Annotated in this window: 11 protein-coding genes; 10 read left to right on the top strand and 1 reads right to left on the bottom strand. The window is 39.3% G+C overall.

Annotation, left to right across the window (positions count from 1 at the left end):
* Window positions 1–2: 2 nt before the first annotated feature.
* Together polX and FPQ13_RS04015 are read left to right on the top strand one after the other, a co-directional pair.
* Entirely contained in the window at window positions 3–1,721 is a 1,719-nt protein-coding gene (polX, locus tag FPQ13_RS04020; RefSeq protein ID WP_144088037.1) for a DNA polymerase/3'-5' exonuclease PolX, read from the top strand.
* Window positions 1,721–4,069, top strand: coding sequence for an endonuclease MutS2 (locus FPQ13_RS04015; RefSeq protein WP_144088036.1), 2,349 nt, complete (start codon window positions 1,721–1,723; stop codon window positions 4,067–4,069). Before polX ends, FPQ13_RS04015 begins: the two co-directional genes overlap by 1 nt.
* A 128-nt stretch (window positions 4,070–4,197) precedes the next feature.
* On the opposite strand, the gene FPQ13_RS04010 is transcribed toward FPQ13_RS04015, so the two are convergent.
* Window positions 4,198–4,479 carry a hypothetical protein gene (locus FPQ13_RS04010; RefSeq protein WP_144088150.1) on the bottom strand — a complete coding sequence of 94 codons (282 nt, stop codon included), beginning with the start codon at window positions 4,477–4,479 and terminating at the stop codon, window positions 4,198–4,200.
* Between the two features lie 290 nt (window positions 4,480–4,769).
* On the opposite strand from FPQ13_RS04010, the gene FPQ13_RS04005 reads away from it, so the two are divergent.
* The 8 genes from FPQ13_RS04005 to FPQ13_RS03970 all read left to right on the top strand — a co-directional run bounded on the left by FPQ13_RS04005 (window position 4,770) and on the right by FPQ13_RS03970 (window position 13,119).
* Complete coding sequence (locus FPQ13_RS04005) at window positions 4,770–6,455, top strand: long-chain-fatty-acid--CoA ligase (protein ID WP_144088035.1); 1,686 nt, start codon at window positions 4,770–4,772, stop codon at window positions 6,453–6,455.
* A 96-nt stretch (window positions 6,456–6,551) separates the two neighbouring features.
* Window positions 6,552–7,139, top strand: a complete 588-nt coding sequence (locus FPQ13_RS04000) for a fatty acid metabolism transcriptional regulator FadR (protein ID WP_144088034.1) — start codon at window positions 6,552–6,554, stop codon at window positions 7,137–7,139.
* Window positions 7,140–7,152: 13 nt separating this feature from the next.
* Window positions 7,153–7,926, top strand: a complete 774-nt coding sequence (locus FPQ13_RS03995) for an enoyl-CoA hydratase (RefSeq protein ID WP_144088033.1) — start codon at window positions 7,153–7,155, stop codon at window positions 7,924–7,926.
* A gap of 18 nt (window positions 7,927–7,944) precedes the next feature.
* Window positions 7,945–8,718 (top strand): electron transfer flavoprotein subunit beta/FixA family protein, encoded by a 774-nt coding sequence (locus FPQ13_RS03990; protein WP_144088032.1) that lies wholly within the window; start codon window positions 7,945–7,947, stop codon window positions 8,716–8,718.
* Window positions 8,719–8,745: 27 nt separating this feature from the next.
* The gene (locus FPQ13_RS03985) at window positions 8,746–9,717 is read left to right on the top strand and encodes an electron transfer flavoprotein subunit alpha/FixB family protein (protein WP_144088031.1); all 972 of its coding nucleotides are present in this window, start codon (window positions 8,746–8,748) and stop codon (window positions 9,715–9,717) included.
* Between the two features lie 417 nt (window positions 9,718–10,134).
* Window positions 10,135–10,449, top strand: coding sequence for a thioredoxin (trxA, locus tag FPQ13_RS03980; RefSeq protein ID WP_144088030.1), 315 nt, complete (start codon window positions 10,135–10,137; stop codon window positions 10,447–10,449).
* A gap of 92 nt (window positions 10,450–10,541) precedes the next feature.
* On the top strand, window positions 10,542–12,353 hold the full coding sequence (uvrC, locus tag FPQ13_RS03975) for an excinuclease ABC subunit UvrC (RefSeq protein ID WP_144088029.1): 1,812 nt from the start codon (window positions 10,542–10,544) through the stop codon (window positions 12,351–12,353).
* Between the two features lie 145 nt (window positions 12,354–12,498).
* Window positions 12,499–13,119 carry a succinate dehydrogenase cytochrome b558 subunit gene (locus FPQ13_RS03970; RefSeq protein ID WP_144088028.1) on the top strand — a complete coding sequence of 207 codons (621 nt, stop codon included), beginning with the start codon at window positions 12,499–12,501 and terminating at the stop codon, window positions 13,117–13,119.
* The last annotated feature ends 26 nt before the right edge of the window (window positions 13,120–13,145 follow it).

Raw genomic sequence — 13,145 nt, 5'->3', positions numbered from 1 at the left:
ATATGGATAAAAAGAAAGTCATTAAACACTTAGAAACGATTGCTATTTATTTGGAATTAAAAGGTGAAAACCCATTTAAAATATCTGCTTATCGGAAAGCTGCACAAGCATTGGAACGTAGTGATCATTCATTGGATGAGATTGACGATTTTTCGAAAATGGATGGAATCGGTAAAGGCACCAATGCGGTAATCATGGAATTCATCGAAGCAGGTGAAACGGAAACGCTGAATGAATTGAAAGAAGAAGTGCCTGAAGGCCTGATCCCATTATTAGAACTACAAGGGTTAGGTGGAAAAAAGCTGGCAAAGCTTTATAAAGAACTCGGTGTAGTTGATGAAGTGACATTACGTAAAGCTTGTGAAAATGGTGAAGTAGAAAAGTTAAGTGGGTTTGGAAAAAAATCCGTTGAAAAAATAGTACAAGCATTAGATGATATCGGTAAACGTCCAGAGCGTTTACCTCTTTCTGATGTTTTAGTATTACCACAACTGATTGAAGACGAGCTGGAAAAAATAGACGACATTGAACAATACTCAATAGCGGGCAGTATGAGACGTCTCCGTGAAACGATAAAAGATTTGGATTATATTATCGCAACGACAAATCCAAAGCAAGTAGCTGACGCTTTGGTTCAATTATCGATGGTAAAAGAAATTGTTGCACATGGAGAAACGAAGGTAACTGTAATTATAGAATCAAAATGGGATGTTTCGGTTGATTTTCGTCTCGTCGCACCAAATGAATTTTACACAACCCTTCATCATTTTACTGGTTCCAAAGATCATAATGTGGAAATGAGAAGATTGGCAAAGCAAAAAGGCTTGAAAATCAGTGAATACGGAGTCGAGGAAGAAGAGACTGGAAAGATTCATACATTTGATTCGGAACAAGCATTTTTTGAGTTTTTAGATGTCCCTTATTTACCACCAGAAGTACGTGAAACAGGGGAAGAAGTTTCTGTAAATCAATCTCCGGAATTGATTGAATTGAATGATGTAAAAGGCGACTTACACATGCACACGACTTGGAGCGATGGCGCACAATCGATCGAAGAAATGATCAAGAAGAATATCGAAAAAGGCTATCAATTTATAGCCATTACAGACCACTCAAAGTTTTTGCGTGTAGCAGATGGATTAGATGAAGAGCGCCTACGTCGACAGCGTGAAAAAATTGCAGAAGTCCAAGCGAAATTTCCAGAGATCAAAATCTTTTGTGGCGTGGAGATGGATATTTTACCGGATGGAACGTTAGATTTTTCAGATGAATTTTTAAAAGAAATGGATTTTGTCATAGCGTCAATCCATTCAAGTTTTAGCCAATCAGAAGAACAAATTATGAAACGCATGCGGACAGCTATGGAAAGTCCGTATGTTGATATGATTGCTCACCCGACGGGGAGATTGATTGGACGACGTGAAAGCTATGCATTAGACATCAATACGTTCATTGACTGGGCCGTTGAAACGAATACGATTATCGAACTGAATGCGAACCCAAACCGATTGGACCTACATTGGACGGAACTTCGAAAAGCACAAGAAAAAGGTGCACGGATTGCAATCAACACAGATGCACATAGCTATCAAATGCTCGATGATATGGCAATTGGTGTGAAGGCTGCTCGAAAAGGGTGGATCGAAAAAGATACAGTAGTCAATACGTGGACACCAGAGGAGTTACAATCATTTTTGAAAATGAAAAAAGGTGAAGCATAATGGATCAAAAAATAATGAAACAACTCGAATTTCCAAAATTGATCAAGCAAATCGTAGATCATGCGGAAACAGCTCGTGGAAAAGAAGCGGCTGCAAAGTTAATGCCTTCAGCTGATTTTGAAGAAGTCATTCAATGGCAAAACGAAACGGATGAAGCGGTACAAGTTTTACGAACACAAGGCCATATGCCGTTGGGTGGTATTCATGACCTCCGTAGTAGTACGAAGCGTGCAAAAATCGGAGGAATGTTGAGTGCGACCGAACTGCTTGAGATTTCGGATACATTACGCGGAAGTAAACGGGTGAAAAGATTTGTTCAAGATATAGAAGAAGTGGATACACCGATTCTCATTGATTTAGTTGAACAGATTGAACCGCTTAGTAACCTCGAGAAAGAGATTCATATGTGCATCGATCAAGATGGCAAAGTGATTGATAGTGCTTCGCAAACCCTAAGAAGAATACGTAGCCAAATCCGTTCGTCGGAGAACAGTATACGTGAGCGACTGGAAGGGTATACCCGAACTTCTAGCAGCAAGTTATCAGATGCCATTGTCACGATTAGAAATGATCGCTACGTTCTTCCGGTTAAATCCGAACATCGAGGAAGTTTTGGTGGAATTGTTCACGATTCATCCTCATCCGGTCAAACACTATTTATCGAACCACAAGCGGTCGTCGAGTTAAATAATAAGTTGCAAGCTTCAAAGGTGGAAGAACAACAAGAGATTGAACGGATTTTGACTCGGTTAACGGAATTCGTCCAGCAAGACGCGGAATCGTTAGAGCACAATGGTGATATTTTACAAAAAATTGATTTCTTATTTGCTAAAGCAAAATATGCACAGCAACTACGCGCCGCAAAACCTGAAATGAATCATGACGGTTACATTAAAATGATTCAAGCTCGACATCCACTCATTCCTGAAAATGAAGTGGTCAGTAATGATATCGAAATCGGTAAAGACTATCGTGCAATTTTAATTACTGGTCCAAATACAGGTGGTAAAACAGTTACCTTAAAACTAGTTGGATTATGTACATTAATGGCCCAATCGGGTTTACAAGTTCCTGCGCTTGATGGCTGTCAACTTGCTGTATTTGATCACGTATTTGCAGATATAGGTGATGAGCAATCAATCGAGCAAAATTTAAGTACGTTTTCCAGTCATATGACGAATATCGCATCCATTATTGACCGGTTTAATTCGAATTCGTTAGTCCTTTTCGATGAGCTCGGTGCTGGTACAGACCCTCAAGAAGGTGCAGGCCTTGCCATGTCCATATTGGACTATGTCGTCAGTTTTAACGCAAGAGTCATTGCGACAACACATTATCCGGAACTAAAAGCATACGGTTATAATCGAGAGCAAGTCATCAATGCTTCCGTTGAATTTGATGTTGAGACATTACAACCAACCTATCGATTATTGATCGGTGTACCGGGTCGAAGTAATGCTTTTGAGATTTCTGGAAGAATCGGGTTGAAGCCAGAAATTATCGAACAAGCAAAAACGATGATTCACGAGGATAGCCGATCTGTAGAAAATATGATTGCTTCATTGGAGACGTCCAGAAAGCAAGCTGAGAAAGACTTTGAAGAAGCGGAAGAAATTTTACAAGAATCCGAGAGACTACGTGAAGAATTGAAACGAGAATATGACCGCTACTTAGCGAAGAAAGAGGATTACCAAGAAGCGGCTAAGAAAAAGGCCCAGAAGATTGTTGACCAGGCAGAACAAGAAGCGGAATCAATTTTACAAGAACTTCGACAAATGAAGAGTTCAGCAGAAATCAAGGAACACCAATTAATTGACGCCCGGAAGAAAATTTCGGACCAAAAAGAAGCGCTGCAAGATACGAATCAAGAACAGCAGATTCAGACAAACAACCAACCAGACGTATTTGAATCAGGCGACGAAGTTCATGTAGCTTCCTTCAACCAAAAAGGTCATATTGTCTCTCAATTGAATGACAATGAGTATGAAGTTCAGCTCGGAATCATGAAAATGAAAGTGCCTAAAAAACAATTGCAGCTCATTAAACGGAAAGAAAAAGAGCAAAAGACGACGCCAATGGCTACTGTTCGCGGGAGACAGAGTCACGTAAAGACAGAATTGGATTTAAGAGGTGAAAGATACGAGGATGCCTTGCATCGGTTGGAAAAGTATCTCGATGATGCACTACTGGCCGGATACCATCAAGTATCAATCATTCACGGAAAAGGAACCGGTGCGCTAATGAAAGGTGTCCATACATTCGCCCGGAATCATCGGTCAATTAAAAGCTATCATTTAGGTCATCCAAATGAAGGTGGAAGTGGTGTGACAATCCTTTCGCTTAAATAGAACAACAAGGAGATTAAACATGGAAACATTAGCAAAAGTGTTAGTTGTCGTAGCGGTTTTGTTTATGATTATCGGGGTTGTATTTATGGTTATGAATTAATGAATCAATGACGTCCAAGTTATGGGCGTCATTTTTTAAATCGTTCCAGAAATATAGGGCTTATATTTAGTAAAATCGAAGCAACCGTCAAAAGCCATAACGCATTTTCCATACCTGGAACTACATCCGATAAAGCAGCCCAATCTTCCACGTTCACCCATTGAGCTACAAGGCTGTATTCTGCGCATAATGTTAATGCTGTAAACGATAATCCAATTGCCATAGCAAATTTATAATCCTTACCTGCTGTATACATATAAAGATTTGTAAGTGTAGCTACTAAAGCAATAAGACCTAATATAATCCACATAACAGTACCTACTTTCACATACATTTTTAATTTCCGAAATTTTCCTCTTATTAGATTATCATAGAATTTTGCATTCAGAAACGTGCTAAATATCAATCTCGTTGTACCCCTTACCAATGAAAAAGTGTATAACGATTTCACTGGTAATGTGCCGAAATGGTTTTCACTTTTATAATGAAGAGTTACTGAATATTTATTCAGTTATTGTCAGATAATTTTAAATTCTATTTTAAATTTCCGGAAATAATGTATATAATAAAGGTAAGATGAAAAATAAGGAGGAATCATTTATGGGGGTTGACGTAGTGAAACCATGGTTTAAACATTATCCAGAACAAGTTTCACCATCGATGGAATACGACAAAAGACCACTTCATGAATATTTGGAAGAATCTGCGAGTCGTTTTCCTGATAAAATTGCCGTTCATTTTATGGGGACAGAATTATCGTTTCAAGAAGTTTACGATTCAGCAAGAAAATTCGCATCCTATTTACAATCATTAGGGTTGGAGAAGGATGATCGAGTTGCTATCATGCTTCCGAATACACCACAAGCAGTAATCGCTTATTATGGTGCATTACTTGGTGGGGCAACCGTTGTACAAACAAATCCTTTATACACGGAGCGCGAATTAGAATACCAAATGAAGGACTCTGGTGCGAAATTTATCGTTTGTTTGGATATTTTGTTGCCGCGAACAACGACTGTAAAGCCAGAAACAGATATTGAGCACATTATTGTAACCGGTATCAAGGATTATTTACCATTTCCGAAAAACTTAATTTATCCGTTCATTCAAAAACGTGAATACAATATGGTCGTTAAACCAGAGCATTCAGGCGATACGCATGTCTGGACAAAAGTAATGGAAGATTCCACTACGGATTATACACCTGTCGAAATCGATCCTGAGGAAGACTTGGCATTGTTGCAATACACTGGTGGAACGACTGGTTATCCGAAAGGTGTCATGTTGACGCACTATAATTTAGTATCCAATACACAAATGTGTTCGAACTGGTTATATAAAACGGAGTATGCGAAAGAAAGCATTCTTGGAATTTTACCGTTTTTCCACGTTTATGGAATGACGACCGTCATGAACTTATCGATTATGATGGCACAGAAGATGATACTGATTCCGAAATTTGATGTCGATACGGTGTTGAAAACTATCCAAAAAGAACGACCGACGATGTTCCCTGGTGCACCGACGATTTATATTGGGCTTCTGAATCATCCAAAATTGAACAAATATGATCTATCTTCAGTTGAAGCGTGCATTAGTGGTTCAGCTCCATTACCGAGTGAGGTTCAGCAACGATTCGAAAAGGTAACAGGTGGTCGATTAGTTGAAGGATATGGATTAACAGAAACGTCTCCTGTTACACATGCAAATTTAGTTTGGGAAAATAGACGTTCAGGAACTATTGGTATACCTTGGCCAGATACGGATTCCAAAATTGTCAATGCTGAAACAATGGAAGAAATGCCAGTAGGAGAAGTCGGAGAAATAGCTGTAAAAGGACCACAAGTTATGAAAGGCTATTGGAATCGGGAAGAGGATACAGCGAAGACTTTAAAAGATGGCTGGCTCCTTACAGGTGATATGGGTAGAATGGATGAAGACGGATATTTCTATGTCGTCGATCGAAAAAAGGATATGATTATTGCAGGTGGATTTAATATTTATCCAAGAGAAGTAGAAGAGGTCCTTTATGAACATGAAGCGATACAAGAAACAGTAGTGGCTGGAGTGCCAGACCCTTATCGCGGGGAAACTGTTAAAGCGTATATTGTATTGAAAGATGGATATGATGTTTCAGAGAAAGAATTAGATAAATTTTGTCGTGAAAACCTCGCCGCCTTCAAAGTACCTCGGTTATACGAATTCCGTACAGAATTACCTAAAACAGCTGTCGGAAAAATTTTACGACGTAAGTTAGTCGATGAGGAAAAAGAAAAATTAAATTAAATGGTTGAAAATGTCGCATCGTAGTTGACAGCAAAACGAATTATTTATATGATTAAAGATGAATGACCATTCATTCATTTTAGGGAGTCAAAATTTATGAAGAACGAAAAACCAAAATACAATCAAATTTTAGATGCCGCGGTGGAAGTCATTGCAGAGAACGGCTACCACCGCTCTCAGGTATCAAAAATCGCTAAAAAAGCTGGAGTAGCCGATGGAACGATCTATCTTTATTTCAAAAACAAAGAAGATCTACTCATTTCTTTATTTCAAGAAAAAATGGGTAACTTTATTGAGCGCATCCGTAAAGCGACCGAAAATGATGAGGGAGCAGATGAAAAATTATTTGCGTTAATCGATACTCATTTTCGACAGCTTTCGGAAGATCCTCATCTTGCCGTCGTCACACAATTGGAATTAAGACAATCCGATAAGCGATTGCGCGCACAAATTAATGATGTGCTAAAAGGCTATCTACACATTATTGACTCAATCATCAAAAATGGCGTAGAAGAAAAAATCTTCCACAATCATCTGAATATTAAGTTGGTTCGACAGATGATTTTTGGTATGCTTGATGAGGTAGTGACCAATTGGGTGATGCAGGATCAACGCTACGATTTGAAAAAGCAGGCAAAGGATGTACATTTTCTTATTTCCAACGGCTTAAAAAAACATACGTAAAGGGGTTGAGTAAATGGATGCACTCTCTTTAACGAAAAAAGAAAATATTGCAACCGTTACCATTCAAAGTCCACCAGCTAATGCATTATCGTCACAGATTTTAAAAGATTTAGCGACTGCGCTGGATGACATCGAAAATGACAGCAACATTAAAACAGTAGTCATTCAAGGCGAAGGCAAGTTTTTCTCAGCCGGTGCAGACATTAAAGAATTTACATCCTTACAAAATGCCGACGATTACGAGGAGCTTTCTAGCCAAGGTCAAAATCTATTCCGGAGAATTGAAAAATTTAAAATTCCGGTCATTGCATCCATCCACGGAGCTGCCTTGGGAGGCGGTCTCGAACTGGCGATGTCTTGCCATGTTCGTATTGTCACCAAGAGTGCTAAACTCGGATTGCCAGAGCTGAATCTTGGCATTATACCAGGCTTTGCAGGAACACAACGTTTGCCACAACATGTAGGTATGGCAAAAGCTTATGAAATGATTTTGACTGGCGAGCCAATCTCTGGCGAAGAAGCTGCAGCATTAGGCCTCGCAAATCATGCAGTGGATGAAGATTCATTAGAAGAATTTTCTATGAATCTAGCAAAAAAATTCGCGGCAAAAAGCGGTCCTTCGATCAATGCTGTTATGAAGTTAGTACCATTCACTCAGACTTCTCAGTTTAAAGAAGGTGTAAAACGAGAAGCAGAAGAGTTTGGCAAAGTGTTTGGCAATGAAGATGCCAAAGAAGGTATCCAAGCTTTCATCGAAAAGAGAAAACCAAATTTCAAAGACCAGTAGAATGAAGGAGGTAATCCAATGAACATTTATGTTCTTATGAAAAAAACATTTGATACAGAAGAAAAAATTCAAATCAATGGTGGGAAAATCGATACAGATGGTGCTGAGTTTATCATTAACCCATACGATGAGTATGCCATTGAAGAAGCAATTAAAGTCCGTGATGAACACGGTGGTGAAGTGACTGTTGTAACGATCGGTGACGAAGATTCTGAGTCACAGTTACGTACAGCGCTAGCGATGGGAGCAGACAAAGCTGTTCTTATTAATACAGAAGATGACATTGAAGAAGGCGACCAAGTCACGACTACAAGAATCTTGGAAGCTTACTTCGAAGACAAAGAAGTCGATCTTATCCTAGCTGGTAACGTTGCGATTGATGAAGCGAGTGGCCAAGTAGGTCCACGACTAGCTGCTAAGCTAGATATTCCTTATGTGACGACGATTACATCGCTTGAAATCGATGGAGATACGGTGAAAATTGACAAGGACGTAGAAGGTGACGTTGAAAAAGTGGAAACATCATTACCACTACTCGTTACTTGCCAACAAGGCTTGAACGAACCACGTTACCCATCTTTACCAGGAATTATGAAAGCGAAGAAAAAACCATTAGAAGAACTTGAAATCGACGATCTTGATTTAGATGAAGATGATGTTGAAGCGGCAACTAAAACTGTCGAAGTTTTCCTTCCACCTGAAAAAGAAGCAGGAAAAGTGTTAGAAGGAGAAACAGACGAGCAAGTAAAAGAGCTTATATCTTTATTAAAAACTGAAGCAAAAGTACTTTAATCAACAGGTGCAGAAAGGAGAATAGCAATGGGGAAATATTTAGTAATTAGTGAAGTTCGAGACGGAGAGTTGCGTAACGTATCGTTTGAAAATATTGCAGCAGCTCGACAAATCGATGAAAATAGTGAAGTTGTAGCAGCCGTTTTAGGCGAAGGGGATCTTGAATCTCTTGGACAAGAATTAATTCAATATGGTGCGGACCGAGCGGTTGTCGTTCAGCATGAAAACTTGAAAAACTATACTTCTGATGGATATGTTCAAGCAGCAATGGCTGTCATTGAGCAAGAAGATCCAGACGGCATTGTTATGGGGCACACATCTGAAGGAAAAGACTTGTCACCAAGAATCGCAAGTAAATTGGACAGTGGATTGATTTCTGACGTCACGCAAATCGAAGGAAGTGGTGATGATGTACAGTTCGTTCGACCAATCTATTCGGGTAAAGCGTTCGAAAAGAAAGTCATTACAAATGGTAAGACATTCATTACCATTCGTCCAAACAACATTGCACCGCTTGAAAAAGATGATTCTCGCTCAGGGGATGTTCAAAAAGTAGAAGTTGATGTTCAAAACCTTCGTACGGTCATTAAAGAAGTCATCCGTAAAGCTTCTGAAGGTGTTGACTTATCCGAGGCGAACATTATTGTTGCAGGCGGACGTGGAGTGAAAAGCGCAGAAGGATTCGATCCTTTATATGAATTAGCAGATGCTTTAGGCGGAGCAGTAGGTGCTTCCCGTGGAGCGGCAGATGCTGGCTACTGTGACTACTCATTACAGATTGGACAAACAGGTAAGGTTGTAACACCTGATCTTTACATCGCAGTCGGTATTTCAGGTGCAATCCAACACTTAGCAGGAATGTCTAACTCAAAAGTTATTGTTGCGATTAACAAAGATCCTGAAGCAAATATCTTCAACGTTGCTGACTACGGTATTGTCGGAGATTTATTCGAAGTCGTACCAGCATTGACAGAAGAAATTAAAGCGCTAAAAGGTTAATATCGTACAAATCTGAACCGGCTATTTCCTCTAGGGGAATATAGTCGGTTTTCTTTTGATGGAAAAACGAATCTTTGTCGTAACGTACACTCCAGCCGCCCGACAAAAGGTACCAGCCACCCGACGCAGGGTTCGGGCCGCCCGACAAAAGGTACCAGCCGCCCGACAAACGCGTCGAGCCACCCGACGCAGGGTTCGAGCCACCCGACACAGCGCCCCCAGCCGCCCGACAAAGCACTGCAGCCGCCCTGTTCAGGCGACTCTCCCAATTAGATTTCATTTACTTATTCTCAATAGAAACAAACACTTTTAACCGTGTACCTATGCACACAGATGACTTATAAACAAAGTATTGGAAGTAATGAATAGCGCCATGATATACTTAATTTGAATTTGAAATGTTAGGAGGAATAGAAAATGGCTATCGTAAATGCAACTGATCAAACATTTAACGAAGAAGTATCTGAAGGTACTGTGCTAGTAGACTTTTGGGCTACTTGGTGTGGTCCATGTAAAATGATCGCTCCTGTATTGGAAGAGTTAGATTCCGAAATGGGAGATGAGGTAAAAATCGTCAAACTAGATGTTGATGAAAACCAAGAAACAGCTCAAAAATTTGGAGTCATGAGTATTCCAACGTTGATTCTATTTAAAGACGGTGAGCAAGTCGATCAAGCACATGGTTACCAACCAAAAGATGCTTTAAAAGATTTCGTTACAAAAAATGCATAAATCATAGGGTAAGGGCTGACTCATTGAGTTAGCTCTTGCCTTTTTTAACATGCTTCCTCTAGGAACAGATAAACTTATCGAGGTGTACATATATGCGTAAAAATATTCAAGAAAAGTTAGCCGTCCTTCCAGATAAGCCGGGATGCTACTTAATGAAAAACAATAAAGATGAAGTCATTTACGTAGGAAAATCCAAACTTCTTAAAAATCGTGTACGTTCGTATTTTACCGGTGCACACGATTTGAAGACGCAACGGCTTGTGAATGAAATCGTCGACTTTGAATATATCGTTACATCATCTGAAATGGAAGCACTGATTCTAGAGATGAACTTAGTGAAAAAGTATGACCCGAAGTATAACGTCATGCTAAAAGATGACAAGTCATATCCATTTTTGAAAATTACACATGAAAAACACCCTCGATTGATCGTTACGCGCAAAGTGAAGAAGGATAAAGGTAAATATTTTGGTCCCTATACAAATGTTTATGCAGCAAGAGAAACCAAAAAACTTTTAGACCGACTCTATCCACTACGGAAATGTAATGTCATGCCCAAAAAAGTTTGTTTGTACTATCACATCAATCAATGCTTAGGACCATGTGAATTGCCGGTTAGTAAAGAAACCAATCAAGAAATAGTTCAAAAGATCACTACATTCTTGAATGGTGGGCATAAAGAGATCAAACAAGAACTGAAGGAAAAAATGCATGCATTCTCTGAAAACCTTGACTTCGAAAAAGCGAAGGAGTATCGTGATTTAATTGATCACATTGAATCTGTCATGGAAAAGCAGACGATGCAGTTAGGTGACTTAACGGAAAGAGACGTTTTTGGCTATGCATACGATAAAGGTTGGATGTGTATCCAAGTATTCTTTATTCGCCAAGGAAAGTTGATCGAACGTGATGTTTCTTTATTTCCGTTTTATACAGATCCAGATGAAGCATTTACTAGTTATATTGCACGGTTTTACTCCCATTCAAATCATATAAAACCGAAAGAAATCTATCTTCCAATCGGAACGGATGCTGAATTGATTGGTGAATATTTAGATGTCCGTGCAAAGACACCATTTAGAGGTCAGAAGAAAAAGCTTGCAGATTTAGCTATGGAAAATGCGCAAATTGCATTGCAAGAGAAATTTTCTTTAATCGAGCAAGATGAAAATCGGACAATCAAAGCTGTTGAAGAGTTAGGTGAATACTTGAATATTGAAACGCCACATCGAATTGAAGCGTTTGATAACTCGAATATTCAAGGAACAGATCCTGTCTCTGCAATGGTTACATTTATAGATGGGCGACCGAAAAAAAGTGATTATCGTAAATACAAAGTAAAAACAGTCGAAAAACCTGATGACTATGAAACGATGCGAGAAGTCATACGGAGAAGGTATACACGGGTGTTGAAAGATAAATTACCGCTTCCAGACCTCATCTTGGTAGACGGTGGAAAAGGGCAAATGTCAGCTGCTTTAGACGTCCTCGAAGACGAATTGGGTCTGAGCATCCCTTTATGTGGAATTGCGAAAAACGAAAAGCATAAAACGAGTGAATTACTATACGGGAATCCACCTGAACCAGTACCTCTCAAACGAAATGAACAACCGTTTTACTTGATTCAGCGCATCCAAGATGAAGTTCACCGTTTTGCGATTACTTTCCATCGTAACTTAAGAGGGAAATCAGCGACTCAGTCTAGCCTAGATGAAATAGAAGGCATTGGACCGAAGAGAAAACGAATGTTGTTACAGCATTTTGGCTCTATTGATAAAATTAAACAAGCTGAAAAAGAAGCGTTTACAAAGCTTGGAATCCCCGATCATATTGCTGAAAATATTCGTCATTATTATATTCAGCAAGAGAACATGGAATTGGAATTGGAAGAAGAGAGCAATTAAGTTGTCGTTACTTGTCAAAATAATGACAAGTTTTCTTGACGCTTTTTCATCCTAGAAGTACAATTGAACTTGTCATGTAACTTTATTAGGGAGTCGTATGAAAACTCTTTCAAAACAATTTTTCATCAGATGAGGGGGGTAACACATGGCGGATCAGGAAAAACGCGAATATAATTTGCGTAGATTGCATTCATTGCTAGGTGTCATTCCAATTGGCTTATTTTTAATGCAGCACTTGGTAGTCAACCACTTCTCCACGTATAGTGAAGAAGCTTTTAATACAGCTGCTGGTTTTATGGAAAATTTGCCACTTCGGATCGTCTTGGAATTTGGGCTAATTTATATCCCGATTCTTTTCCACGGAATTTATGGGGTATATATCGCTTTTGTATCTGAGATGAATCTAGGAAGGTATGGATGGTTCCGTAACTGGATGTTCATGCTTCAACGACTTACAGGAATCATTACACTTATTTTTATCGGATGGCACGTTTGGGAAACACGCTTAGCAAACGCAATTTATGGTACTGAAGTGAACTTTGATATGATGGCAAGCATCTTATCATCACCGTTCATGTTCTGGTTCTATGTAATTGGTGTCCTTTCAGCAGTATTCCACTTTGCGAATGGATTATGGTCTTTCTTTGTTACTTGGGGATTGATCATCACACCAAGATCCCAAAAGATTATGACATACGTCGTTCTCGTCGTATTTGTCGTTTTCGGTTATATGGGAATTGCGTCACTAATCGCATTTGCTTCATAACACGTAAAACTGTTCAATAATAAGGG

The organism is Allobacillus salarius, assembly GCF_007559425.1.
In the GTDB taxonomy this organism is placed as follows: domain Bacteria; phylum Bacillota; class Bacilli; order Bacillales; family Alkalibacillaceae; genus Allobacillus; species Allobacillus salarius.
This window is presented reverse-complemented; position numbering and strand designations above follow the sequence as displayed.